We start from the raw sequence: 25,621 nt of genomic DNA on the forward strand, positions 1-25,621 counted from the left end.
TCCCTTCGGTGTTTCCGACTCTATCAGATCTTTTTCCGATCCGATTTCCTCGGTGCTTTCCAGGTTCTCGCTTTCGCGTTTCCCTTTCCGGCGGTTCCGACTCTATCAGAAGTTTTTGGCCGGTCTTACCGGCCGCTCATTTCTGAGTAATCGGATTGTGCTTCTCGGATTCGCCTGAGCGACTTCTTCGGGAAGCAGATAGATTCTAGCGGTCAACCTTGAGCTTGTCCAGCTCCAGGCAACTGTTTGACTCTACCTCCCCGGTCTACCCGTGTCAACGGGTTTCTCGGGGCGATCAGGAGACTAGCAGCTCACAGGCCGTTTACGCACATCAGGCGGCTGTGGGGACGGTCGAGCTGCGCTCGGCGGCCATGAGGTCGCCCGTCTCACCGGCGCGGACCGCGCGGCCACCGAGGACATAGACGTAGGTCAGGAAAGCCAGCTCGGCGGCGATGCCGATGCCGATGCGGGCCCAGGTGGGCAGGCCGGAGGGGGTCACGAAGCCTTCGATGGCGCCGGAGACGAACAGGACCAGGGCGAGGCCGATGGCCATGCCGACGGCCGCGCGGCCTTCTTCCGCCAGTGCCGTGCGTCGGCTTCGCGGACCGGGGTCGATCACCGTCCAGCCGAGACGGAGGCCCGTACCGGCTGCGACGAAGACGGCGGTCAGTTCGAGCAGGCCGTGCGGGAGGACCAGACCGAGGAAGGTGTCGAGGCGGCCGGCGGAGGACATGAGGCCGAAGCCGATGCCGAGGTTGAGCATGTTCTGGAAGAGGATCCAGAGCACGGGCAGCCCCAGGAAGACACCCAGGACCAGGCACATCGCGGCGGCCTGGGCATTGTTCGTCCACACCTGTGCGGCGAAGGAGGCGGCCGGGTGGCTCGAGTAGTAGGTCTCGTACTCGCCGCCGGGGCGGGTCAGCTCGCGGAGGTGGGCGGGGGCCGCGATGGTGGCGCGTACCTCCGGGTGCGTGCCGATCCACCAGCCCAGCAGGATCGCGACGGCTGTCGAGACGAGTGCGGTGGGCGCCCACCAGTGGCGGGTCCGGTAGACCGCGGCCGGGAAGCCCTGGCTCAGGAAGCGGGCGGCGTCGCGCCAGGAGGCGCGGCGGGTTCCGGTGACGGCGCTGCGGGCGCGGGCGACGAGTCGGCTGAGGCGGCCGGTGAGCTGGGGGTCCGGCGCGCTGGACTGGATCAGGGAGAGATGGGTGGCCGTGCGCTGGTAGAGCGTGATCAGCTCGTCGGTCTCGGCGCCGTTGAGCCGGCGCCTGCGGCTGGTCAGGGCGTCGAGGCGATCCCACTCGGCTCGGTGTGCGTAGACGAAGACGTCCAGGTCCATGGGGTCCGCCTGCTCCTCGGCCGGTCGTCGTTGCGCGTGCTGCTGTCAGCTTGTCGTACCGCGACGCGATGTGCGCTCAGCTTGGCAGACTTGCCCCAAGGGGCGGACCAGGGGAAGGACGGCGGGGCATGAGCGAGTTGGTGACCGGGGAGGCGGTGGCGCTCGAACTGCGGCCCGCGAAGCTGCCGAGCAGGGCTCTGGCCGTGTTTCTGGACCTGGTCGTGGCCATGTTCGTGTACATCGGTGTGTCCATCGTGGTCCTGCTGGCGACCGCGTCGCTGGACGACGCGGCGCAGACGGCGCTGGCGATCGCGGTGTTCCTGCTGGTGCTGGTCGGTGCTCCCATAGCGGTGGAGACGCTCAGCCACGGGCGCTCGGTGGGGAAGCTGGTGTTCGGGCTGCGGGTGGTGCGGGACGACGGGGGGCCGATCCGGTTCCGGCACGCGTTGGTGCGCGGTGCCGTCGGGGTGGTCGAGATCCTGCTGACGTTCGGGGTGGTGGCGTGCATCGCGTCACTGGTGTCGGCGCGCGGTCGGCGTCTTGGGGATGTGTTCGCGGGCACGCTGGTGGTGCGGGAGCGGGTTCCGGTGGGGCGGGCGTGGCCGGTGCAGGCGCCGCCGCCGTGGGTCGGGGAGCGGTTCGCCGAGCTGGATCTGTCGGCGGTGCCGGACGGTCTGTGGCTCGCCGTCCGGCAGTACCTGGGGCGGATGCGTCAGCTCGATCCGCAGGTGTCGGCGGCGATGGCGGGGCGGCTCGCGGCGGATCTGGCGGGGTGCACGGGGACGGCGGTTCCGCGGGATCTGCCTCCGGCGGTCTTTCTGGCCGCCGTGGTCCAGGAGCGGCAGGCCCGTCAGGCCGAGGCGCAGGCGGACGGCGGCGCGGCTCGGGCGGCGGAGACCGGTGGGGATGTGCCGGGCAGCGGTGGATACGGGCCGAGCGGTGGTGGCTGGGCCGCGCCGGGCAGCGCTGCGGCGCACGGGGCTCCGGTCCACGAGGCTCCGGTGGAGCAGGCGCCCGCGGTGAAGGCGCAGGATTCCGGTTCCCGGCCGACCGGGTTCGTCCCCCCGGCCTGAGCGGCGTCCCGGTTCTCGGGCCCGGTTCTCCGGGCTCGGTTCTCAGTCGAACGTCGACGGTGGGGACTGGAGGTCTTCCAACTCGATGCCGGGGGCGGAGAGGACCACGTCCCCGGCGAGGTGCACGGTGTGCTGTTCCCCGGTGTCCAGGGCTGTGACCTGGTATTCGTCCACGATCAGGGGGCCGTTGTCAGTGGGGTGTGTTTCTCTGTCGACCAAGGCCCAGGACTGGTCCAGGGTGCGTGGGGCGAGCACCGGGTCGGTGAGGGCGACGAGGCGTACCCGGGTGGCGGTGGACGAGGGGGTGAGGCGCAGCAGACGGGCGGTGGCGACGAGGAACGCGGGGGACGTGCCGGTGAAGGCGTGGGCGCGCACATTGCCTTCGGTGGCCTCGGTCCCGGTGGGGTCCGTGCGGACCCAGGAGATGCCGTCGAGGGCGGCGCCGCGTACCTGCCAGTCACCCGCGTGGATTTCGAGGCGCAGGGGGCGGCCGAGGTCGTCCAGGGCGAGGTCGACGGAGCCGCTGTGGTCGCCGGCCGGGGTGGTGAGCTGCGAGACGTAGCGCCAGCCGGAGGGGCCGGGGGCGCAGTGGAAGTGTTCTTCCGCGAGAGGGGTGTGATCGTGCGGATCGTGCAGCGAATAGCGGCCACGCGGCATGACGGGTCCTGGGGTCTGGCGGGCTGACGGTGCGGCCGCGGGCCGACGGTCGGCCGGAGCGGGGCAGGCCCCCGGCACGGGGGTGCGGGGGCCTGTCCGGGTCGCTCAGTAGCGGTAGTGGTCCGACTTGAAGGGGCCGTCGACCTCGACGCCGATGTACGCGGCCTGCTCGGGACGCAGCTTGGTGAGCTTGACGCCGAGCGAGTCCAGGTGGAGGCGGGCGACCTTCTCGTCCAGGTGCTTGGGGAGCACGTAGACGCCGGTCGGGTACTCGTCGGGCTTGGTGAACAGCTCGATCTGGGCCAGGGTCTGGTCCGCGAAGGAGTTGGACATCACGAACGAGGGGTGACCGGTGGCGTTGCCCAGGTTCAGCAGGCGGCCCTCGGACAGGACGATGATCACCTTGCCGTCGGGGAAGGTCCAGGTGTGGACCTGCGGCTTGACCTCGTCCTTGACGATGCCGGGGATCTTGGCGAGGCCGGCCATGTCGATCTCGTTGTCGAAGTGGCCGATGTTGCCGACGATGGCCTGGTGCTTCATCTTGGCCATGTCGGCGGCCATGATGATGTCCTTGTTGCCCGTCGTGGTGACGAAGATGTCGGCCTTGTCGACGACCTCGTCGAGGGTCGTGACCTGGTAGCCGTCCATGGCCGCCTGGAGCGCGCAGATCGGGTCGATCTCGGTGATGATCACGCGGGCGCCCTGGCCGCGCAGGGACTCGGCGCAGCCCTTGCCGACGTCGCCGTAGCCGCAGACGACGGCGGTCTTGCCGCCGATCAGGACGTCGGTGGCGCGGTTGATCCCGTCGATCAGGGAGTGGCGGCAGCCGTACTTGTTGTCGAACTTCGACTTCGTGACGGCGTCGTTCACGTTGATCGCCGGGAAGAGCAGGTCGCCGTCGCGCTGCATCTCGTACAGGCGGTGGACGCCGGTGGTGGTCTCCTCGGTCACGCCGCGGATCTCGGAGGCCAGCAGGGTCCACTTCTGGGAGCCGTCGCTGATGGTGCGGTTGAGCAGCTCCAGGATGACGCGGTGCTCGTCGGACTCGGCGGTGTCGGGCGAGGGGACCTTGCCGTCCTTCTCGTACTCGACGCCCTTGTGGACGAGGAGGGTGGCGTCACCGCCGTCGTCCAGGATCATGTTCGGGCCGCCGGTGGGGCTGTTCGGCCAGGTCAGGGCCTGCTCGGTGCACCACCAGTACTCCTCCAGGGTCTCGCCCTTCCAGGCGAAGACCGGGACGCCCTGCGGGTTGTCGGGCGTACCGTTCGGGCCGACGGCGATGGCGGCGGCCGCGTGGTCCTGGGTGGAGAAGATGTTGCAGGAGGCCCAGCGGACCTCGGCGCCGAGGGCGACCAGGGTCTCGATGAGCACGGCGGTCTGCACGGTCATGTGCAGGGAGCCGGTGACGCGGGCGCCGGCCAGCGGCTGGGCCTCGGCGTACTCCTTGCGGATCGCCATCAGGCCGGGCATCTCGTGCTCGGCGAGGGTGATCTCCTTGCGGCCGAACTCGGCCAGGGAGAGGTCGGCGACCTTGAAGTCCTGTCGGTTGTCGACAGTCGTCATTGCGGGCTGCTCCTCGGAGTTGGGGCGAGGTGGGTAGGGCTGGTCTGCGCGGCGACGGACACAAGGGTGCCCGAAAAGAGGACACGGGCGTGCCCGGGTGCGCGCAGCGCAGTCCGTCGGAGGCCCTCTCTCCCTCGGCCGGTCCGCTGGGGACCGCCCGACCGCCATCAGCAGCGACGTCTGGCTCCGTCCCAAGCTAACACCGCAGGCGCGGGCTGCCCCAGTCCGCCTCTCGGGCCGGTGGGGTGTCCGGTACGGCCGACGGGGCCCGCCCGGGTGTGGGCGGGCCCCGTCGGACGAGGTGACCGGGTGGGCGGAGCGGTGGCTCAGTGATCGGCGGGGTGGGGGGTGGGTCCGCCGGGAGTGGCTTCGGGGTCAGGACCCTTGGCGGCTTCGGCCTCGCTGTAGATGTCGGGCTCGAGGTAGATGACGCGGGCGATCGGGACGGCCTCGCGGATGCGGGCCTCGGCGGCGTTGATGGCGTGCGCGACCTCGGCGGCCGTGTCGTCGTGCTCGACGGCGATCTTGGCGGCGACGAGCAGTTCCTCGGGGCCGAGGTGGAGGGTGCGCATGTGGATGACGCCGGTGACCGTGTCGCCGTCGACGATGGCGGCCTCGATCTTCTTGACGTCCTCGATCCCGGCGGCCTCGCCGAGGAGCAGGGACTTGGTCTCGGCGGCGAGGACGAGGGCGATCAGGACGAGCAGGACACCGATGCAGACGGTGCCGATGCCGTCCCAGACGCCGTCGCCGGTGAGGAGTGCGAGGCCGACGCCGATGAGGGCGAGGACCAGACCGATGAGCGCGCCGAAGTCCTCCAGCAGGACGACCGGCAGCTCGGGGGCCTTGGCGCGGCGGATGAACTGGGCCCAGGAGAGCCTGCCGCGCAGTTCGTTGGACTCCTTGATGGCGGTGCGGAAGGAGAAGCCCTCGGCGATGATCGCGAAGACCAGGACGCCCACCGGCCAGTACCAGTGCTCGACCGGGTGGGGGTGGCTGATCTTCTCGTAGCCCTCGTAGATGGCGAACATGCCGCCGATGGAGAACAGGACGATGGAGACGAGGAAGGCGTAGATGTAGCGCTCGCGGCCGTAGCCGAAGGGGTGCTGCGGGGTGGCCTCGCGCTGGGCCTTCTTGCCGCCGATGAGCAGCAGGAACTGGTTGCCGGAATCGGCGACCGAGTGGACGCCCTCGGCGAGCATCGACGAGGAGCCGCTGAACGCGAACGCCACGAATTTCGAAACCGCGATCGCGAGGTTGGCACCGAGTGCCGCCACGATCGCCTTCGTACCGCCTGACGCGCTCATGTGTCCGCGTGTCCCTTCACTGTCGTACGTCTACGCCGTCTCGGCGTGTACCCGTCTTTGCCGGTGCTTTGCCGGTGGGACATTGTTGCAGCCCACCGGGGTTGCGGGGCGTCAGTTGTCCACAGGCCCGGTCATACGATCACAGTGGCGCGGAAGACGGTGCCCGTTCCGGCCACGTCGACGCGCTCACCTGCGGGGACGTAGACCGAGTGGCCGGGTGACAGCTCGTGCTCGCCGGCGCGGACGGTGCCCGCCGTGCACAGCAGGATCTGCGGGGTGTCGCGGGTCAGCTCGCGGACGGCGCCGCCCTCAGGCAGGACGAGGCGGGAGAGCCGGAACTCGTCGATGGGCGTCTCGTAGACCTCCTCACCCTCCGGCGATGCCTCGGGGCGCAGGACGCCCGGGTCGCTCGACTCGAAGCGGACGATCCGCAGCAGCTCGGGGACGTCGACGTGCTTGGGGGTCAGGCCGCAGCGCAGGACGTTGTCCGAGTTGGCCATGATCTCCACGCCCAGGCCGTCGAGGTAGGCGTGCGGGATGCCCGCGCCGAGGAACAGGGCCTCGCCGGGCTGGAGCCGGACGTGGTTGAGCAGCAGGGCGGCGATGACGCCGGGGTCGCCCGCGTAGTGCCGGGCTATTCCGGCGTAGGGAGCGTAGGGGCCGTCGAGGCGGGTGAAGGCGGCGGTCGCCTCGGCGACGGTGCGGGCCATGTCCGCGCGGTCGGCGGTGAGGATCGCGGTGAGGACCTCGCGCAGGGCGGCGTCCTCGGGGCGGGCACGCAGCGCGTCGGCGTAGGGCTTGAGGGAGTCCACGCCGAGCCCTTCGAGCAGCTCGGCCGCTTCGGCGGCGGGGCGGAAGCCGCACAGGCCGTCGAACTCGGTGAGCGCGCAGATCAGCTCGGGCTTGTGGTTGGCGTCCTTGTAGTTGCGGTCCGGGGCGTCCACCGGGATGCCGCGGCGTTCCTCGTCGGCGTAGCCCTGCCGCGCCTGGGCGAGGTCGGGGTGGACCTGGAGGGAGAGCGGGGCGCCCGCGGCGAGGATCTTGAGCAGGAAGGGCAGCCGGGGTCCGAACTTCGCGACCGCGGCGGCGCCGAGTTCGCCCTCGGGGTCGGCGGCGATGACGTCGGTGAGCGGACCGCGCGGAGTGAGCGAAGGGGCGCCGGGGTGGGCGCCCATCCACATCTCGGCCTGCGGCTCGCCGGTCGGCTCGGTGCCGAGCAGGCGCGGGATGGCGGTGGGCGAGCCCCACGCGTAGGGGCGGACGGTGTTGTCGAGGCGGTCCATGTGTCTTCTCTGTCTCCGTACGTGCGCTGCGCGGCCGGTGCCCGGGAGTGGGCGCGGGCCGGACCGCCTCTGCGAGGGCGGGCGGTCCGGGAGCAAGGTCAGGCGGCGGAGGCGAGCGCCAGGTAAACGGCGGCGAAATCCGTGACGGCGATCAGTTCCGCGAGGGTCTCCAGATCGCCGCCCTCCTCCGGCTCGAGTTCGCTGATCGGCGTGTCGTGGCTGAGGGCCAGGTCACGGGCGGCGGGGGCGGCGGTGAGACCGCCGAGGGGGCGGTCGCGGAGCAGCACCACGCGCGCGTGCAGGGCGGGCGTCTCCTCCACGCGGTCGCGGAAGAAGTCGTCGGGGTCGGCGCTCGCGGCCAGCGGGCCCGCGAGGAGGGCGCTGTGCGCGGCGAGGGCCTCCGGGAGCTCCGCGACCAGCGCGGGGCGTCCGGAGAGTTCGGCGAGGGCGGCGGCGAAGCGGCGGCCCGCCGGGCCCGCGGAGGTGCCCTCGGTCCAGACGACCGGGAGCGCGTCGGCCAGTTCGGCGGCCAGGGTCTTCGCCGGGTTGCTGTAGGTCACGATGGCGGGCCCGCAGCGCTCGGCCACGCGGTCCAGGCGGTCCGCGACCTTCTCAAGGGCGTCCGGGTCCGCCGCGAGCAGTCCGACGCGGTCGAGCAGGGCGAGCAGCGGGGTGAGCAGGGCCCAGAAGACGCCGGGCGAGGCCCCGGCGAGGGGCTCCTCCTGGTCGTAGGGGGCCGTGGCCATCGGGACGAAGAGACCGTGCGCCCCGGCGACCGCCTCGCCGAGCGGGGAGCCGGAGGGGGCCACGGCGACGACGGAACAGCCACGGCGGTAGGCCTGTTCGGCCAGGAGGGACAGGCTCGGTTCGCCGCCGTCCGGGGTGGCGATCAGCAGCAGGTCCACGGAACCGGCCCAGCCGGGCAGTTCCCAGCGCAGGGCGCCGGCGGCCGGGGCCACCCCGGTCGGGGCGAGCCGGATGACGGGGCTGCCGGGTCCGGCCAGGGTGCCGAGCAGGTCGGCGGCGTGGGTGGCGGCGGCTCCGGGCCCTGCGATCAGGACCGCGCGGGGGCGGCCGTCCGGCCTCAGGGTCCCGACGCCCGCCTCGACGGCGTGCCGGGCGGCCGTACGGACCCGGGCTCCGGCCTCCGCCGCTCCGCGCAGGAGCCCTCGGTGGTCGGCCTCGGCGAGGCCCTCCGGGGTGTCCAGGAGCGATTCGTCGAGCATGGGCGGCAGCCTCCGGTCGCCGGGGATCCTGTCGGTGTGGTCGGGCACGCGGACCGCGGTGCGGTTCCGGCGCCCGGCGGTGCTACAGCGGGCGGCGCGCCTCGTCCACGAGCAGGACGGGGATGCCGTCGCGGACCGGGTACGCCAGGCCGCAGTCCTGGCCGGTGCAGACCAGCTCGGTGCCCTGCTCGGAGTCCTGCGCGCCGTCCTGCTCCTCGAGCGCGGAGTGGCAGGCCGGGCAGGCCAGGATCTGCAGGAGGCCGGCTTCGAGCGCCATGGGGTGTCCCTTCGGGCGGCGGTACGGGATGTACGGATGTGCTGGTCAGATTACCGCCGTACGGCGGCACTGCCGGGACCGGTCGGTCGCTGCCGGTGGAGGCGCGGACGACGCGTTCAGGCGCGGATGATCGCCAGGGCCTCGTCGCGGATCTTCTCCATGGTGGCCTCGTCCTTGGCCTCGGCGTTCAGGCGGAGGAGGGGCTCGGTGTTGGAGGGGCGGACGTTGAACCACCAGTCGGCGGTGGAGACGGTGAGGCCGTCGAGGTCGTCCAGGGTGACGCCGGGGCGGCCCTCGTAGGCGGCGCGGATCGCGGTGAGACGGTCCGCCTGGTCGGCGACGGTGGAGTTGATCTCGCCGGAGCCCGCGTAGCGGTCGTACGCGGCGACGAGCGAGGACAGCGGGCCGTCCTGCCCGCCGAGGGCGGCGAGGGTGTGCAGGGCGGCCAACATGCCCGTGTCGGCGTTCCAGAAGTCCTTGAAGTAGTAGTGCGCGGAGTGCTCGCCGCCGAAGATCGCGCCGGAGCGGGCCATCTCGGCCTTGATGAAGGAGTGGCCGACGCGGGTGCGGACCGGCTCGCCGCCGTTCTCCCGCACGACCTCGGGGACCGTGCGGGAGGTGATCAGGTTGTGGATGACGGTGCCGGAGCCGCCGTTGCGGGCCAGCTCGCGTACGGCGACGAGCGCGGTGATCGCGGACGGGGAGACCGGGTCGCCGTTCTCGTCCACGACGAAGCAGCGGTCGGCGTCGCCGTCGAAGGCGAGGCCGAGGTCGGCGCCCTCCTGCACGACCCGCTTGCGCAGGTCCACGATGTTGGCCGGGTCCAGGGGGTTGGCCTCGTGGTTCGGGAAGGTGCCGTCCAGCTCGAAGTACATCGGCACCACGGTCAGCGGCAGCCCGGCGAGGACGGTGGGCACGGTGTGGCCGCCCATGCCGTTGCCGGCGTCCACGACCACCTTCAGCGGGCGGATCGCGGTCAGGTCGACCAGGGAGCGCAGGTAGGCGGCGTAGTCCTCCAGCGTGTCGCGCGCGGTGAGCGTGCCGGGCACGGCGGCCGGTGCCGGCGCGCCCGACTCCAGTCGGCGCTCGACCAGTTCGCGGATCTCGGCGAGCCCGGTGTCCTGGCCGACCGGGGCGGCGCCCGCGCGGCACATCTTGATGCCGTTGTAGCGCGCCGGGTTGTGCGAGGCGGTGAACATCGCGCCGGGCAGACCGAGGGCGCCCGAGGCGTAGTAGAGCTGGTCGGTGGAGCAGAGGCCGATCTCGGTGACGTCCACGCCGCGGTCGGCCGCGCCGCGCGCGAAGGCGCGGGCGAGGCCCGGCGAGGAGGGGCGCATGTCGTGGCCGACGACGATCGCGCGGGCGTCGGTCACCTCTGCGAAGGCGGCGCCGAAGAGCGCGGCCAGGGACTCGTCCCACTGGTCCGGGACCACTCCGCGCACGTCGTACGCCTTCACGATCTGCGACAGATCAGCAGTCACGGCCCAGCCTCCCGAAAGTCCTGTGGGTGCCCAAAACTACCCGCCCGGGGCAAAGGGCCGGGGCCGGGACACCACAAGGGTGCGGCGAAGAGGCGGACGCCGCGTCAGTTGTCCGGGGAGCGCAGGACCCGAAGATGACCGCGGCGGGCCACCTCCATGGGGTCCGCGGTGCGCGCCCCGCCCGCTCCGGCCGCCCGCTCCTGGGGGCGGGCCGCCTCGCGCACGGCGTTGGCGAGGGCCTCCAGGTCGTCCCCGCTGGGGCGGGCCGGGGCCGAGCCGTCGAGCAGGCGGACGACCTCCCAGCCGCGCGGGGCGGTCAGGCGCTCGGAGTGCTCGGCGCACAGGTCGTAGCAGTGGGGTTCGGCGTAGGTGGCGAGGGGGCCGAGGACCGCGGTCGAGTCGGCGTAGACGTACGTCAGCGTCGCGACGGCGGGTCGGCCGCAGGCGGTGCGCGAACAGCGACGTACAGGGCTCACGACGTTGGACGGTACCGCACTCTTGAGCGGGCCGCGACGACTCTCCACCAGGTCACTCCACCGTGTCGCGCTGTGAACCGCCCCACAGGCCCTTCCGGACAAGCCCTGTTGACCTGCTGCGACGCGTGTTCGCGCAATTCCCCGGCGGGGTGCGAGCCGTCACGAGTCGGCACAAACGTCGTCAATTACCTTGTGTGTGGCGGTCTTGGAGAGTTACGGAAACGAGCCTTGGAACGGCCGGACCGGTCTTCCGCGGACACCGGCGTCCGGCGCGGGTCGCCGCGTGGAGCCGGGCGCGGCGGGCGGCCGGGGACTAGGCTTCACCGGTGATGGACAACCGTGTACCGCCCCGTGCCGCAGGCCCCGGGCCCCGCCGCCGTGATCGTCACGGACGGGGCATGCGGGGGCCCATCGCGCCTCCCCAGGTGCCGCTGGCCGCCAGTCGTGGCGAGGTGTTCGCGGATCTGGTGCAGGACTCCGTGGACCGGCTGGAGCGGCGGTGGCCGCAACTGACCGAGGTCGACTTCCTGGTTCTCGAGGTGCCCCGGCTCGAGGGCACGGGCGACGCGTGGGCCGACGAGGCCGTGCCGCTCGGCGGGATCATCCCCGCGCGCGAGGGCCGGCCGGCGCGGGTCGTGGTCTACCGGCGGCCGGTGGAGATCCGCACCAAGGGCCGCGAGGAGCGGGCCACGCTGGTGCACGAGGTGGTGGTGGAGCAGGTGGCCGAGCTGCTGGGGCTCACCCCGGAGACGGTCGATCCCCGGTACGGCGAGGACTGACCGGTACGGCTTGGACCGGCCGGTACGGAGAAGAGCGGCCGGGCCACGCGTGCGTGACCCGGCCATCCCCCCGAACTCCGGCGCGCCGGGCTACTTCTGAAGGATCGACAGGTCCTGGTCGGCCTGCGGTACGGCCACCAGTCCGCGGTCGCTCGGCAGCGTCTGGACGGTGAAGCCGGGGACGCCCTCCTCCGTCGCCGACAGGGTGCGCGCGCCGTACACCGGACCGCCGGAGACGGGCTCCACCGTGAGCGCGTAGGTTCCGCTCAGACCCGAGGGGACCGGGGCGGCCACGTTCTGGGTGGTGCCGGCCTTGATGGTGAACGTCTTGGTGGCCGGGCTGCCGCCCTCGCTGCCCGCCGAGGCGGTGACCTTGACGGTGGCGGTGGCGGTGGGCGCGGTCAGGGCCAGGGTGGTGCCCTTGCCGCTGTTGTCGGCCGAGGTCGCGCGGCGCCCGACGGGGGCGGTCGCGGGGATGTACGCCGTCTCCCGCTTGGCTCCCGTGCCCCGAACGACGCGCAGCGCGGCCACCACGGGCACCGAGTCGTCGCTGGGGGTGAGGATCAGGGAGCCTGCCTGCCCGCGGGTGACGGCGCCGAGGTCGGCGAAGGTGGTCATGCCGGACTTGACGTGCAGGGTCTCGTTCCCGGCCGGGGTGACCGTGCCGTTCTGGGCGGCTAGGCGGATCTTGAGGTCGGCGTCGTCGTCGCCGGGGGTGAAGGCGACCAGGCGCACGTCGGTGGCGTCCTTGGGGATGCCGGGCAGGACCAGGCTGCCCGCCGGGTCGGCGGACGCGGCGAGCCAGTCGCCGCCTCCGGAGTCGTCCTGGGCCTGGACGGCGGCGCCGACCCGGCCGCTGCGCACGGTGACGTGCACGGTCAGGTCGGTCTCCCGCTCGTCGGTGAGGGTGGACAGCAGCACCGGTTCGCTGGCGTGCGGCTTGACCGTGATGCCGTCGGCGACCTCCGACTTGATCGCGCCGTCCTTGCCGTAGAGCTTGATGTCCACGACGGCGGCGGAGTCGTCCGGGTTGGTCAGGTGCACGTAGTCGGTGCGGCCCGCGGCGGTGCTCGCACCGGGGAACCAGAAGTCGGTGTCGGCGGGCGTGCAGGTGACGCCCTGGAGGCCGCTGCCGGTGCCTGCGGCGATCTCGGTGGTCTCCTGGACGGTCCAGCCGGGCGCGTACCTGCCGTCGGCGGTGCCGATGAACGCGGGCGCGTCGGCGCCGGAGGTGTCGCCGGTGGCCGGGGTGCCGGGGTCCTTGGGCTTGAGGGGCGGCTCGGAGTCCGGGCCGCTTTTGCCCTTGCCGCTCTTCCCCGAGCCGGAGTCGTCGGGGGTCTCCTCGGTGGCCGCCTGGAGGGATGCCTTGCCGCCGCCGTCGGTGCCCTTGGTGACGGGCGTGAACGACGTGTACGCCGTGTCGGCGATGTCGGAGAAGCTGGGCGCCGGGCAGAGCAGCCCGGTGCGCTGCACGGGCAGTTCGGCGGCCGCCCTGGCGGGGCTCGCGCCGGACGCCTGGGGCGGGTCGACGGTGGCGTAGGCGGTGACTGCCGCGAGCGCGGTGGCGCAGGCGAGGAGGGACAGGGTGGTGCGGTTCACTGCTGGCTCCCGTCGTGGCGCTCGTCGCCGGTGCCGTAGGGCTGCTGGGCGGGGTCGTAGCCGTGCGGGTGGGCCGCCGGGTCGTAGGGCTGCTGCTGTGCCGGGTCGCCGTAGCCGTACGGGTCGTAGGGGTTGGACTGACCGGGCTGGTACGGGTCGTTGCCGTAGCCGCCCTGGTAGGGGTCCTGGTACGGGTAGGGGTTCTGGTCGGCGGGGTAGCCCGCGTACTCGCTCTCGGTGTACTCGGACTCCTGGTACGTGGCCTCCGCGTAGGCGGGGGCGTCCCACTCGGCGTAGTTCTGCTGGTGCGGGACGGCGCCGTCGGGGAGTTCCTGCGGGAAGTCGCCCTCGGGGAAGTCCTCGTGAGGTCCTTCGGGGAAGTCGGGGTTCCCGGCGTCCGCGTCCGGAGCCTCCTGCTCGCGCAGCGCGGCCTCGCGCGCGGCCTGTTCCTCGGCCTGGGCGCGCAGTCGGCGGGCGCGGCGGCCGTCGCCCGCGAGGTCGTCGGCGGTGGGCAGGTCCTCGTCGGGGAGGTCGTCGTCGACGTCGCGGCGGCGGCCGGGCAGGGCGAGGACGACCAGGACGACGGCGAGCGCTCCCTGGGCCCACAGCCACAGGGTGTGGGTGAAGGGGGCGTCGTAGGTGACGTCCAGCTTGCCGCCGGTGGCCGGAAGCCGGAAGCCCTGGGCCCAGCCGTCGACCGTGGTACGGGTGAGCGGCTTGCCGTTCAGGGTGGCGGTCCAGCCCTCGGCGGCGGAGTCGGCGAGCCGGAGGACCCGGCCGTCGGCGCCACTGGGGACGGTGGTGTGGATCTCGACCGGGCCGGCGGCGACGGACCTGGGCGTGCCGGAGCCGCTCCGGTCCACGATGGCGGCGCGGGAGACCTGCGCGTTGACGCGCCACAGCCCGCTGCCGTTCTGCTGGCTGAGGCGGCTCAGGCCCGGGGTGGCGTCCAGGACGCGGCTGATCTGGCGGGGCGCGCCCTTGTGGACGAGGACGTAGCGCACGGCGAACCCACCGAGCTGTCCGGCCTGGTCGGCGCCGGAGCCCGCGACGAGGTTGGCGACGATCTTGTCCAGACGGGCGTTCGCGCCCTCGGAGGCGGTGAACTCGGCGTCGCCGATGCGGGCGCCCGCGCCCCGGACCAGGCTGTAGCGCACCTGGGCGGTGGAGTCGCTGTCCAGGACGAGCGTGCGGGCCTGGTCGCGGGTGGAGGCGTCCTCGGCGACGAAGGCGGGGACCTGTGCCGGGTCGCGGCGCTCCAGCGGGCCGTCGGCGCCGCCGATCATCCAGCTCACGGCGGCCACGAGCGGGCCCACCACCGAGGCGAGGGCGATCAGGGCGGCGACCGGCTGGCGCCAGCCGAAGCTCTGCTCGGCCACCCGCGCGCGTGCCCCGTCGGCGCCGAGCGCGGCGGCGGCGAGCAGTGCGATGCCGTAGACGAGGGTGGCCGGTCCGGCCCAGGCGGAGCCGTTGGACAGGACGGCGAGGATGAAGCCGGTCAGGGCGACGGCCCACGCGGTGCGGATGCCCAACTGCCGCTCGGAGCGCAGCAGGGCGGCGAGCGCGGCCAGGACCAGCCCGACGAGCATCAGGCCGGGCACGGTGCCGGGGCCGCCGGGGCTCGTGCCGAGCAGGTCGGACGCCGAGGCGGCGGAGGAGCCGTAGTCGAGGCCCGCCTCGCCGAAGAAGTTCGCCGGGAGCAGGGTCAGCGACCAGGGCGCGAGGACCAGCAGCGGCGTGCCGAGTTGGACGACGAGGCGCAGCAGGGACGCGATCAGGTCCGAGCGGCGCAGGCCCAGGACGCCCAGGCCGAGCACCAGCGCGGCGGGCCAGACGACCGGGGTGAACGCGGTGGTGATGGTGAGCAGCAGCGCGTACGCCCAGGTGGCGCGCCAACTGCCGCGTCCGCCGGAGCTGTTGGTGAGGCCGCTCGCGGCGACTCCGGCGCGCGCGATGAGCGGCAGCAGCACGGCGAGGACGGCGGTGCCGACCCGGCCGCCGGAGAGGGCGCCGGTGACGGCGGGCAGGAAGGCGTAGGCGATGGCCGCCCAGGCGCGCAGCAGCCGGGAGTCGACCAGGGGCCGGGAGGCGAAGTAGGCGGTGAAGCCCGCGAGCGGCACCGAGCCGACCAGCAGCACGGTGACGGCGAGTCCGGTGGAGCCGAGGAGCAGGGAGGCCAGCGTGGCGAGGACCGCCAGGTAGGGCGGCGCCGCCGGGGTGCCGCCCGCGCCCGCGGGGTGCCAGGCGGCGCCGTAGGTGGCCCACAGGTCGCTCGCGCCGGCCGGGAGGGGCAGCAGGGCGCCGCCGGCGAGGGCACCGCCGCCGAGCAGGGCGCGGCAGGCGATCAGGGAGATCGCCAGGAGGCCGAGGAAGAGCGCCGGGCCGGGGTTGCGGGCGATGCGCTTGAGTCGGGCGTACCGCTCGACCTCGAAGAACTCGTCGTCGCTTCCGGTGTCACCGCCGCCGCCGTGCCGTCCGACGGGGGCGGTGTCGGACTCGGAGCTGGTGGAGAAGTTGGCCGCGACCTGTTCGATCGTGACCCGGATGGTCGCGCCGGGCGGCGGGAAGAGCGGGCGGAGTTCGTCCTTGTCGACGACCGGGCGCCCGCGTCGCTTGCGGGCGGCGAGGATGCGTTCGGGGCGCAGCAGGGTGCCGAGCAGACCCCGGATCTCGTCCACGGCCTGCCCTGGCACCTTGCCGACGAGGTAGGCGAGGGTGCGCAGGAGGGTGCCGAGGACGAGGCGCAGCAGCACCCAGGGCAGGGCGGCGGTGCGGGTGTTGACGAGCAGGGTGTGTACCGCGCCCGCCTTGTCGACCTTGTGCGGGGAGGCGGCGGTGCGGCCCGCGCAGTCCACCGCGCGGCGCTCGCGGGAGGCGGCCTCGGCGTGCCGGACGATCGCGTCGGGGGCGACGAGGACGCGATGGCCCGCCAGATGGGCGCGCCAGCACAGGTCCACGTCGTCGCGCATGAGGGGCAGCCGGCGGTCGAAGCCGCCGAGTTCCTCGAAGACGTCGCGGCGGACGAGCATGCCTGCGGTGGAGACGGAGAGGACGGGGCGCACGTGGTCGTGCTGACCCTGGTCCTGCTCGCGGCGGTCCAGACCGGTCCAGCGGCGGCCGGAGTTGGCGATGGAGACGCCGACCTCCAGGAGCTGCCTGCGGTCGTACCAGCCGCGGAGCTTGGGGCCGACGACGGCCACGTCGTCCCGGCCCAGCTCGAGTTCGTTGTCCACGACGCGCAGCATCTGGGCGAGCGCGTCGGGCTCGGGGGCGCAGTCGTCGTGCAGCAGCCAGAGCCACTGGACGGGTTCGCCCTGCGACGGGCCGGGCCGGTCGTAGGCGTCGTCGCCCCAGGCGCCGCCCGGTGTGTTCCAGCCGCCGAGGCCGCGGAGGTAGGGCAGGTCGTCGGCGGTGAGGACGGGCGCGTGCCGGTCGACCTCCTCGACGGCCGCGCCGAAGCCGGTGCGGCGGGCGAGGTGCAGGACGTTGGCGTCGCCGAGCGCCTCGGCGACCAACTGGGCGGAGTCGTCCGCGCTGCCGGTGTCGGCCGCCACCGCGTACTGCACGGGGCGCTCCTGGCCGATCAGCCCGGCGAGGGCGTCGGGCAGCCAGCGGGCGCCGTCGTGGGTGACGAGGACGGCGGTCACCACATGACGCGGGAACTCAGGGATGGCAGCGTCGTGTTGGGCTGCCGTATGGCTGTGCACGGACATCGAGGTACGGGCCCCGGTTCGATGGACTGCGGTGGACGCGTGCGCCCCTGGTGCGGGGCGGGGCGTCTCGGACGAGCGACCACACTATCGGCTGGCCATGACGACGGCCCGCCGCCTGTGGACAACCCACCGGCGACGGGCCGTTCGCCCCTTATGCGCGGAACTCTTCCCACCGCTCGACCGTCAACGGCCGGAAAGTGATCGGGAGTCGGTCAGACGGCGGCCTTCTTCAGGCGGCGTCGCTCACGCTCGGACAGACCGCCCCAGATGCCGAAACGTTCATCGTTGGCGAGGGCGTACTCGAGGCATTCGGAGCGGACCTCGCACGCGAGGCAGACCTTCTTGGCCTCTCTCGTCGAGCCGCCCTTCTCGGGGAAGAAGGACTCGGGGTCGGTCTGGGCGCACAGCGCGCGCTCCTGCCAGCCGAGCTCCTCGTCCGCGTCGTCGACCAGCAGTTGCTGCACCAGCTCGGTCATGTGCGCCCCTCGTCTGTCTTTCGCGTCCCCGTGCGTTGCCGTAACCGTGCGGCTGAACGACACGAGTGAAATTACAAGTGTGCTGCTCCGGGCGAGTCAAGCCGAGATCTGCTATTGAGCCCGTTATTCACTCTGCGGAACCAAGGCCGTGCGTTAAGTGTTCAAATCGCCATAAACCTTGACACGCGTGCGGGCCCGGAGGGACGGCGGACCTCGCACCACCTCTGTACGAGGAGAGACGCCCTCGTGTTCGTCCCCGTTCCGCGTGGGGGCACGCGGTCCGCGCCCGAGCACCCGGATGTGCCCCATGTGTCCCGAGCATCGGATGAACAAACCTTTCACCTGACAGATGAACCGGATGAGGTGAAACATGTCCCACATTCCGGGCATCGAGTTGACAGCGCTGGTGTGAGCCGCTGTTCTAGTGGGCATGTTCGCGAACTTGGCGCTCACCTCGACCCGCACCGGCGGGTCCTTCGGTGCTGCCCTCGTCCGCCGAAGCTGTTGCTGTTGTCCTTGCTGTTGAGCCCACCGCGCTCCAGCCGGACACCGGACCCATCCAGGTCCGGTCGCGTCTCCCCGTCCTGACACCTGCTCCAGGACATCCCGCACGCCCGTGATCCGGGCAGCGCCGCGTGAACCTTCCGCCCCCCCCACTCCTCTTCCGAGGGACCACAGCACCCCGATGAACAGCGACAACGATCTCCAGATCGCCGGCGACATCCTCGAAGTACCCCATCTGCTCCAGCCGCCCCGTGAACATCCGGTGACCGTCGCCGAGTTCGCCGGGCTGGCCCGCGCGGTCGCCGCCGACCGCGCCCAGTGGGCCCGGCTGGTCCGCTACGACGCCACCACCCGCTGGTACCACCGGCTGCGCACCGGGCCCGGCTACGAGGTCTGGCTCCTGTCCTGGGTGCCGGGCCAGGGCAGCGGACTCCACGACCACGGCCGCTCCTCCGGTGTCCTCACCGTCCTGGAGGGCCGCCTCACCGAACGCACCGAGCGCGGCACGCGGGTGCTCGCGGCGGGGGCCCAGCGGGTCTTCGCACCCGGATACGTGCACGAGGTGGTCAACGACTCCCTGGAGCCCGCGGTCAGCCTGCACATCTATTACCCGGGCCTCACCGCGATGCCCATGCACACGTCGGCGCAGGGCGAGCCGCACGGCGAACCGCTGGCCGAGCCGTGCCCGGCCGTGGTGTGAGCCACTCGCCCCGCTGAGCGCTCACGACGGCTGACAGACTGTGGTCATGCGCATTGTGGTTCTGGCAGGCGGCATCGGCGGTGCCCGGTTTCTGCGCGGTCTCAAGAAGGCCGCCCCGGACGCGGACATCACGGTCATCGGCAACACCGGCGACGACATCCATCTCTTCGGTCTGAAGGTCTGTCCCGACCTCGACACCGTGATGTACACGCTCGGCGGCGGCATCAACGAGGAGCAGGGCTGGGGCCGGGAGGACGAGAGCTTCCGGGTCAAGGAGGAACTGGCGGCCTACGGCGCGGGTCCGGGCTGGTTCGGCCTGGGCGACCGGGACTTCGCGACCCACATCGTGCGGACGCAGATGCTGGACGCCGGGTACCCGCTGAGCGCCGTCACCGAGGCGCTGTGCGCCCGCTGGCAGCCCGGTGTGAGGCTGATCCCGATGACCGACGACCGGGTGGAGACCCACGTGGCCGTGGAGGTGGACGGCGAGCGCAAGGCCGTCCACTTCCAGGAGTACTGGGTGCGGCTGCGCGCCTCGGTGCCCGCCGAGGCCGTCGTACCGGTCGGCGCCGAGCAGTCCAAGCCCGCGCCCGGTGTCCTGGAGGCGATCGCCGAGGCGGACGTCGTCCTCTTCCCGCCGTCCAACCCGGTCGTGTCGGTGGGCACGATCCTCGCCGTGCCCGGCATCCGGGAGGCCATCGCGGAGGCGGGCGTGCCGGTGGTGGGGCTCTCCCCCATCGTCGGGGACGCGCCCGTGCGCGGGATGGCCGACAAGGTGCTCGCGGCGGTCGGCGTGGAGTCCACCGCGGCCGCCGTGGCCGCGCACTACGGCTCGGGCCTGCTTGACGGCTGGCTGGTCGACACCGTCGACGCGGGCACGGTCGAGCGGGTGGAGGCGGACGGCATCCGCTGCCGGGCGGTACCGCTGATGATGACCGACGAGGACGCGGCCGCCGCCATGGCGCGCGAGGCGCTGGCGCTGGCCGAGGAGGTGCGGGGCGCGTGAGCACGAGCGAGTACTGCGTCTGGGCGCCCGAGGGGCTGCCGGAGGTGGCGCCGGGCGACGACCTGGCCAAGCTGATCGCGGCCGCCGAACCGGGGCTCGCCGACGGGGACGTCCTGCTCGTCACCTCCAAGATCGTGTCCAAGGCCGAGGGCCGGATCGTCGAGGCGTCCGACCGTGAGGCCGCGATCGACGCCGAGACGGTCCGCGTGGTGGCCCGGCGCGGTCCGCTGCGCATCGTGGAGAACCGTCAGGGACTGGTCATGGCGGCCGCCGGGGTCGACGCGTCCAACACGCCCGGGGGCACGGTCCTGCTGCTCCCGCGGGACCCGGACGCCTCCGCGCGCGCGATCCGCGAGGGCCTGCGCGACGCGCTCGGCGTCGACGTCGGCGTGGTCGTCACCGACACCTTCGGGCGGCCGTGGCGCGCGGGTCTGACCGACGTGGCGATCGGCGCCGCCGGGGTGCGGGTCCTGGACGACCTGCGCGGGGGCACGGACGCGCACGGCAACCCGCTCTCCGCCACCGTCGTCGCCACCGCCGACGAACTCGCGGCGGCGGGCGACCTGGTCAAGGGCAAGGCCGCCGGGCGACCCGTGGCCGTCCTGCGCGGTCTGCCGCACGTGGTCACCGGCGCGGACGAGGACGGCGAGGGCGCGCGGGCGCTGGTGCGCTCCGCGCGCGACGACATGTTCCGGCTCGGCACCTCCGAGGCGGTCCGCGAGGCGGTGACCCAGCGGCGCACCGTACGGGCCTTCACCGACGAGCCGGTGGACCCGGGCGCCGTACGGCGTGCGGTGGCCGCCGCCGTGACCGCGCCCGCGCCGCACCACACCACGCCGTGGCGCTTCGTGCTGCTGGAGTCGGCCGAGTCCCGGCTGCGGCTGCTCGACGCGATGCGGGACGCCTGGATCGCGGACCTGCGCCGGGACGGCAAGAGCGAGGAGTCCATCGCCAAGCGGGTCCGCCGGGGCGACGTGCTGCGCAACGCGCCGTACCTCGTCGTGCCCTGCCTCGTCATGGACGGCTCGCACACCTACGGCGACGCGCGGCGCGACGGCGCCGAGCGGGAGATGTTCGTCGTCGCCATGGGCGCGGGCGTGCAGAACCTGCTGGTCGCGCTGGCCGGAGAGCGGCTCGGCTCGGCCTGGGTGTCGTCCACCATGTTCTGCCGGGACGTCGTACGCGAGGTGCTGGACCTGCCCGCCGACTGGTCCCCGATGGGGGCGGTCGCGGTCGGCCACCCGGCGGGCGATCCGGCGCCGCGCCCCGCGCGCGAGGCGGGGGCATTCGTCGAGGTGCGCTGAAAGGGGGCGGGGGCTGCCCTAGTCTCGTAGGGCAGCCCCCGCACCACCCGCATCCCTAGGACCTCATCCGTGGCAGGACGTTTCGCTCCCCGGCCCGTCTCGCGCACGACCGTGCGCGGCGGGGAGGTCACCGTGTCCGCCCCGGTGCCCCGGCAGGCGACCGCGCCCCGCACCCGTACGTGGGTGCCGGACGGTCCCCTCGACCTCGGGCTGGTGCTCGGGCCGCTGCGGCGCGGGCCCGGCGATCCGATGTTCCGGGCGACGCGTGACGGCTCGGTGTGGCGGGCCTGCCGCACGCCCGCCGGTCCGGGCACGCTGCGGGTGTCCGCGCGGGGCGGCGAGGTGTGCGGGGAGGCGTGGGGTCCGGGTGCCGAGTGGCTGCTCGACAAGCTGCCCGAGCTGCTGGGCGCCGCCGACGACCCCGATGCGTTCGAGCCCCGGCACCGGATCGTTGCCCTGGCCCGGCACCGGCGCCCCGGACTGCGGCTGACCCGGACCGGCCTGGTGCTGGAGTCGCTGATCCCCTCGGTGCTTGAGCAGAAGGTCACGACCGACGAGGCGTACCGGGCCTGGCGGCTGCTGGTGCGACGGTTCGGGGAGCCCGCGCCGGGACCGGCCGGTACGGGCGAGAACCCCCTGTGGGTCATGCCCGCGCCCCGCGCCTGGGCGCTGATTCCCTCCTGGGAGTGGCACCGCGCGGGTGTCGACGACAAGCGGGCCTCGACGATCCTGCGGGCGGTACGGCTCGCCGCGCGGCTGGAGCGGACGACGGCTCTTCCGCCCGCCGAGGCGCGGTCCCTTCTGGAGGTCGTGCCCGGTATCGGGCCCTGGACCTCGGCGGAGGTGGTCCAGCGCAGCCACGGTGCCGCCGACGAGGTGACCGTCGGGGATCTTCATCTGCCCCGGATCGTCGGGTGGGCGCTGGCGGGGGACCGGGACGCCGACGACGCGGTGATGCTGCGCCTGCTTGAGCCGTACGCTCCGCAGGGGCAGCGGCATCGGGCGGCTCGGTTGATCCTGCTGAGCGGGAACGTGCCGGCTCGTCGGAAACCGAAGATGCCTCGGGTGGACATCGGGCGGTTGTAGGGGCTCGGGGCTGCGCCCCTCGGCCTTGTCCCGGGCTTCGCCGTCGGGGTTCTGGGGAGTGCCGGGTGTGGGTGCGTCGGGGCTGGGCGCGCAGTTCCCCGCGCCCCTGCGAAACGTGGACCCTGCCGCGTCGGCACCCCTTGCTCCAGTTCGGAGCTTCGCCGTCGCGGTTCTGGGGAGTGCCGGGTGCGGGTGCGTCGGGGCTGGGCGCGCAGTTCCCCGCGCCCCTGCGTGACGTACCCCCGGTCGGCCCCGGTACCGCTACATGTCGGATGAGAACCGCACCGCGCCCGCCGGGATCTGCGCCCCGCACCACACCCGGACCCCGTCCCGGAGTTCGTTGTCCGCGCCGACGACCGCGCCGTCGCCGATCACCACGCCGGTGAGCACGGATCGTTCTCCGACCCGGGCTCGCGATCCGATCAGTGAGTCGGTGACGACCGCGCCCGCTTCGACGACCGCGCCCGGGAGGATCGCCGAGCCGGAGATCCTGGCGCCCTCCGCGACGAACGCGCCCTCGCCGACCACCGTGCCGCCGGTCAGCTTGGCGTCGGGAGCCACCGTGGCCGTGGGCAGGATCAGGCGGTCGCCGCGCCGGCCGGGGACGGCCGGGGAAGGGGCGTGGCCCAGGACGAGGTCGGCGGAGCCGCGGACGAAGGCCGCGGGGGTGCCGAGGTCGAGCCAGTAGGTGGAGTCGACCATGCCCTGGAGGTGGGCCCCGGCGGCCAGCAGTCCGGGGAAGGTCTCGCGCTCGACGGAGACGGGGCGTCCCGCCGGGATCGCGTCGATGACGGAGCGCCGGAAGACGTAGGCGCCCGCGTTGATCTGGTCAGTGACGATCTCCTCGGGGGTCTGCGGCTTCTCCAGGAACGCCAGCACGCGCCCGGTCTCGTCGGTGGGGACGAGACCGTACGCCCGGGGATCGGTCACCTTGGTCAGGTGCAGGGAGACGTCGGCGCCCGTGGACTCGTGGGTGTCCACCAGGGCGCGGATGTCGAGGCCGGTGAGGATGTCGCCGTTGAAGACGAGCACCGGCTCCTCGGGGCCGGAGTGCAGCCGCGCGGCGACATTGCGCAGGGCGCCGCCGGTGCCGAGGGGTTCCCGCTCGGTGACGTACTCGATGTGCAGGCCCATGGCGGCGCCGTCGCCGAAGTACGGCTCGAAGACCTCGGCGAGATAGCTCGTGGCGAGGACGATGTGCTCGACGCCCGCGGCTCTGGCCCGCGCCAGCTGGTGGGTGAGGAACGGCACCCCGGCCGCCGGGACCATGGGCTTGGGCGTGTGCACCGTGAGCGGTCGCAGCCGGGTGCCCTTGCCGCCGACCAGGAGGATCGCTTCTGTCACCTGTCGTCTCTGCTTCCTGCCGGGACCGCCGAAACGTCTCGTTTCGGCCGGCCAGTGTATGCAGACCGTGCGACGGTGCCCGGGGTGGCCGCGCGGTGTTCCCCTGGATCGGCGTGCGGACTTCCCCCGGCCGCCCCGTCGTCTCCCCCGCCCGCCCCCCGACGGCCGTGAACGCGCCACATCCGGTCGTGCGCTCTTCCCCTACGGGTAGAGAGTGCCACCGTCGGCCGCCGGGCAACCCTGGCACCGGACCGCCCCGGTACCGGACCCGCCGGTGCGCGCGGCCGGCGCGGCGTACTCTTGCGCGGGTGACTGCCACCGATCGCACCCCCGCCGACCTGCTGCGTTCCGCGCTCGCCGCGGACGCGGGCCGCCCCCTGGTGACGTACTACGACGACGCCACGGGCGAACGCGTCGAGTTGTCCGTGGCCACCTTCGCCAACTGGGTGGCCAAGACCGCCAATCTGCTCCAGGGCGAGCTGAACGCCGGACCCGGTGACCGGGTGGCGCTGCTGCTGCCCGCGCACTGGCAGACGGCCGTCTGGCTGCTGGCGTGCGCGTCGGTGGGCGCGGTGGCCGACGTGGACGGCGACGCCGCCGCGGCCGACGTGGTGGTCAGCGGCCCGGACTCGCTGGAGGCGGCGCTGGCCTGCCGGGGCGAGCGGGTGGCCATGGCGCTGCGTCCGCTGGGCGGCCGGTTCCCCGTGGTTCCGGACGGCTTCCTCGACTACGCGGCCGAAGTGCCGGGCCAGGGCGACCGGTTCGCGCCGTTCGCGCCCGTGGACCCCGAGGAGCCCGCGCTGATCGTGGCCGGGGCGGAGTTCAGCGCGGCCGAGGTGGTCGAGCGGGCCCGCGCGGCGGCGCCGGCGCTGGATCTGACCGGCCCGGGCTCCCGGCTGCTGTCGGGGCTGCCGTACGACACCTGGGAGGGGCTGAGCGCGGGTCTGTACGCCCCGCTGGCCGCCGGCGGCTCGGTGGTGCTGTGCCGCAACCTGGACCGCCTGGACGGCGACGCCCTCGCCAAGCGCATCGAGGCCGAGCGGGTCACGGCCGCGCGTCACTGACCCGTCGGTCCCCTCCTCACCCGTCCGGCGCAGCAAAGGGCGGCCCGGGGCCCGCTTCGCGGCCATGGTCGTAGAAGAGGGATGTGCCGCTCGTACGCCATGGATCGGGGTGGACCTGACGTGCCCGACAGCGCAGGCAGGCCACCCGCTCCCGGCCCCGGGTCCTCGGCCACCGGGGACGGGCTGGCCCGGCGTCGCAGACGCCGGTGGGTCAGGGGTACGGCGCTGGGCTCGGCGGTGCTGCTGCTGGCCGCCGCCGGAGCGGGCTGGGCCGTCTACGACCGGCTCAGCTCCAACATCACCCCCGACGACGCGGCCGCCCGCGAGCTGGCCCGCTACGAACGCGAGCGGCCCACCGCACTGGTGAAGGACGCGCAGAACATCCTGCTGATCGGGTCCGACACCCGGGCCGGGGACAACGGCGCGTACGGTCGCGACACGGGCGCCGCGCGGGCCGACACCACGATCCTGCTGCATCTGGCCGCCGACCGGCGCAGCGCCACCGCGGTCTCGCTGCCCCGCGATCTGATGGTGCACGTCCCCGAGTGCGTGGGCGCGGACGGCGGCCGTACCGATCCGGTGTTCGCGATGCTCAACCACGCCTTCCAGCTCGGCGGTTCGGCCTGCACGATCCGTACCGTCGAGGAGCTGACCGGCATCCGCGTGGACCATCACATGGTCGTCGACTTCAGCGGGTTCAAGGAGATGGTGGACGCCGTCGACGGGGTGCGGCTGTGTCTGAAGGAGCCCGTCGACGACAAGGCGGCCAAGCTCGCCCTGCCCGCGGGCACCGTGACCCTCGACGGGGAGCAGGCGCTCGGCTACGTGCGCGCCCGCAAGACCCTCGGCGACGGCAGCGACACCGAACGGATGGAGCGCCAGCAGCGGTTCCTCGGCGCGCTGGTGGACAAGGTGCGCGGCAGCGACGTGCTGCTGAACCCGGTGAAGCTGTATCCGGTGCTGGACGCGGCGACCTCCGCGCTCACCACCGACCCGGAACTGGCGAATCTGCGGGGTTTGTACCAGTTGGTGCGCGGACTGCGTGACATCCCCACCGAACGTGTGCAGTTCCTGACGGTTCCCCGCGAGGCGTACGTCTACGACTCCAATCGCGACCAGCTCGTGGAGCCGGACGCGAGCCGCCTCTTCGCGCGGCTGCGGGCGGACCGGCCCGTCGCGGTGGCCAAGGACACTTCACCCGAAAATACCGGTAATGCCCATCAGCAAGGCTCCACGAACGACCCTTCTCCGGTGCCGACTTTTCACGGGAACACGGCCGCCGAGCGGTCCTGTGAGTAATGCGCGCACCAAAACGGCGAACCTTTGTTCAGGAATATGGGCGGGATTGCCCGGTTGTAGGAACG

21 protein-coding genes are annotated in these 25,621 nt (G+C 73.0%); 8 read left to right on the forward strand and 13 right to left on the reverse strand.

Features of this window, described 5'->3' with window-relative positions; translation table 11 throughout:
* Nucleotides 1-331: 331 nt before the first annotated feature.
* Complete coding sequence (locus ACWEEU_RS00005; RefSeq protein WP_451726786.1) at nt 332-1,339, reverse strand: stage II sporulation protein M; 1,008 nt, start codon at nt 1,337-1,339, stop codon at nt 332-334.
* A gap of 128 nt (nt 1,340-1,467) precedes the next feature.
* Here ACWEEU_RS00005 and ACWEEU_RS00010 point away from each other — a divergent pair, with 128 nt between their 5' ends.
* The gene (locus tag ACWEEU_RS00010) at nt 1,468-2,412 is read left to right on the forward strand and encodes an RDD family protein (protein WP_451726789.1); all 945 of its coding nucleotides are present in this window, start codon (nt 1,468-1,470) and stop codon (nt 2,410-2,412) included.
* Between the two features lie 42 nt (nt 2,413-2,454).
* Here the strand turns inward: ACWEEU_RS00010 and ACWEEU_RS00015 are convergent, their stop codons facing one another.
* The 8 genes from ACWEEU_RS00015 to ACWEEU_RS00050 form a co-directional block, all read right to left on the reverse strand.
* Entirely contained in the window at nt 2,455-3,069 is a 615-nt protein-coding gene (locus ACWEEU_RS00015) for a hypothetical protein (protein WP_385751324.1), read from the reverse strand.
* A gap of 105 nt (nt 3,070-3,174) precedes the next feature.
* Nucleotides 3,175-4,632, reverse strand: a complete 1,458-nt coding sequence (ahcY, locus tag ACWEEU_RS00020) for an adenosylhomocysteinase (RefSeq protein WP_385751327.1) — start codon at nt 4,630-4,632, stop codon at nt 3,175-3,177.
* Between the two features lie 326 nt (nt 4,633-4,958).
* Nucleotides 4,959-5,939, reverse strand: coding sequence for a cation diffusion facilitator family transporter (locus tag ACWEEU_RS00025; RefSeq protein WP_385746405.1), 981 nt, complete (start codon nt 5,937-5,939; stop codon nt 4,959-4,961).
* Nucleotides 5,940-6,070: 131 nt separating this feature from the next.
* Nucleotides 6,071-7,222: a mannose-6-phosphate isomerase, class I gene (gene manA, locus ACWEEU_RS00030; RefSeq protein ID WP_385746407.1), complete on the reverse strand. Its 1,152-nt coding sequence runs from the start codon at nt 7,220-7,222 to the stop codon at nt 6,071-6,073.
* Between the two features lie 98 nt (nt 7,223-7,320).
* Entirely contained in the window at nt 7,321-8,448 is a 1,128-nt protein-coding gene (locus ACWEEU_RS00035) for an SIS domain-containing protein (protein ID WP_451726794.1), read from the reverse strand.
* An 82-nt stretch (nt 8,449-8,530) separates the two neighbouring features.
* Complete coding sequence (locus ACWEEU_RS00040) at nt 8,531-8,725, reverse strand: Trm112 family protein (protein ID WP_451726797.1); 195 nt, start codon at nt 8,723-8,725, stop codon at nt 8,531-8,533.
* Nucleotides 8,726-8,841: 116 nt separating this feature from the next.
* Entirely contained in the window at nt 8,842-10,206 is a 1,365-nt protein-coding gene (locus ACWEEU_RS00045) for a phosphomannomutase/phosphoglucomutase (protein ID WP_451726800.1), read from the reverse strand.
* Nucleotides 10,207-10,310: 104 nt separating this feature from the next.
* The gene (locus ACWEEU_RS00050; RefSeq protein WP_018548058.1) at nt 10,311-10,730 is read right to left on the reverse strand and encodes a DUF3499 domain-containing protein; all 420 of its coding nucleotides are present in this window, start codon (nt 10,728-10,730) and stop codon (nt 10,311-10,313) included.
* A gap of 281 nt (nt 10,731-11,011) precedes the next feature.
* Between ACWEEU_RS00050 and ACWEEU_RS00055 the strand changes: the two genes are divergently transcribed.
* Nucleotides 11,012-11,461 (forward strand): metallopeptidase family protein, encoded by a 450-nt coding sequence (locus ACWEEU_RS00055; RefSeq protein ID WP_451727562.1) that lies wholly within the window; start codon nt 11,012-11,014, stop codon nt 11,459-11,461.
* A gap of 90 nt (nt 11,462-11,551) precedes the next feature.
* Here the strand turns inward: ACWEEU_RS00055 and ACWEEU_RS00060 are convergent, their stop codons facing one another.
* The 3 genes from ACWEEU_RS00060 to ACWEEU_RS00070 all read right to left on the reverse strand — a co-directional run bounded on the left by ACWEEU_RS00060 (nt 11,552) and on the right by ACWEEU_RS00070 (nt 17,249).
* A complete protein-coding gene (locus tag ACWEEU_RS00060; RefSeq protein ID WP_385746415.1) occupies nt 11,552-13,060 on the reverse strand; it encodes a DUF5719 family protein in 1,509 nt (502 codons plus the stop codon).
* Entirely contained in the window at nt 13,057-16,773 is a 3,717-nt protein-coding gene (locus tag ACWEEU_RS00065) for a glycosyltransferase (protein WP_451726805.1), read from the reverse strand. The genes ACWEEU_RS00060 and ACWEEU_RS00065 overlap by 4 nt, the downstream gene beginning before the upstream one ends.
* 212 nt (nt 16,774-16,985) lie before the next feature.
* Entirely contained in the window at nt 16,986-17,249 is a 264-nt protein-coding gene (locus tag ACWEEU_RS00070; RefSeq protein WP_003975777.1) for a WhiB family transcriptional regulator, read from the reverse strand.
* Nucleotides 17,250-17,934: 685 nt separating this feature from the next.
* Between ACWEEU_RS00070 and ACWEEU_RS00075 the strand changes: the two genes are divergently transcribed.
* From ACWEEU_RS00075 to ACWEEU_RS00090, 4 genes are all read left to right on the forward strand, one after another.
* Complete coding sequence (locus tag ACWEEU_RS00075) at nt 17,935-18,453, forward strand: cysteine dioxygenase (protein ID WP_451726808.1); 519 nt, start codon at nt 17,935-17,937, stop codon at nt 18,451-18,453.
* 46 nt (nt 18,454-18,499) lie between these two features.
* Entirely contained in the window at nt 18,500-19,459 is a 960-nt protein-coding gene (cofD, locus tag ACWEEU_RS00080) for a 2-phospho-L-lactate transferase (protein WP_451726811.1), read from the forward strand.
* The gene (locus tag ACWEEU_RS00085) at nt 19,456-20,763 is read left to right on the forward strand and encodes a coenzyme F420-0:L-glutamate ligase (protein WP_451726814.1); all 1,308 of its coding nucleotides are present in this window, start codon (nt 19,456-19,458) and stop codon (nt 20,761-20,763) included. Before cofD ends, ACWEEU_RS00085 begins: the two co-directional genes overlap by 4 nt.
* A 69-nt stretch (nt 20,764-20,832) precedes the next feature.
* A complete protein-coding gene (locus ACWEEU_RS00090; RefSeq protein ID WP_385748294.1) occupies nt 20,833-21,849 on the forward strand; it encodes a DNA-3-methyladenine glycosylase family protein in 1,017 nt (338 codons plus the stop codon).
* A 261-nt stretch (nt 21,850-22,110) separates the two neighbouring features.
* Here the strand turns inward: ACWEEU_RS00090 and ACWEEU_RS00095 are convergent, their stop codons facing one another.
* The gene (locus ACWEEU_RS00095) at nt 22,111-23,193 is read right to left on the reverse strand and encodes a sugar phosphate nucleotidyltransferase (RefSeq protein ID WP_451726818.1); all 1,083 of its coding nucleotides are present in this window, start codon (nt 23,191-23,193) and stop codon (nt 22,111-22,113) included.
* 308 nt (nt 23,194-23,501) lie between these two features.
* On the opposite strand from ACWEEU_RS00095, the gene ACWEEU_RS00100 reads away from it, so the two are divergent.
* Both ACWEEU_RS00100 and ACWEEU_RS00105 read left to right on the forward strand, forming a co-directional pair.
* A complete protein-coding gene (locus ACWEEU_RS00100; protein WP_451726821.1) occupies nt 23,502-24,257 on the forward strand; it encodes a TIGR03089 family protein in 756 nt (251 codons plus the stop codon).
* 120 nt (nt 24,258-24,377) lie between these two features.
* Complete coding sequence (locus tag ACWEEU_RS00105; protein ID WP_451726824.1) at nt 24,378-25,556, forward strand: LCP family protein; 1,179 nt, start codon at nt 24,378-24,380, stop codon at nt 25,554-25,556.
* The last annotated feature ends 65 nt before the right edge of the window (nt 25,557-25,621 follow it).

This window comes from Streptomyces sp. NPDC005004, assembly GCF_053600675.1.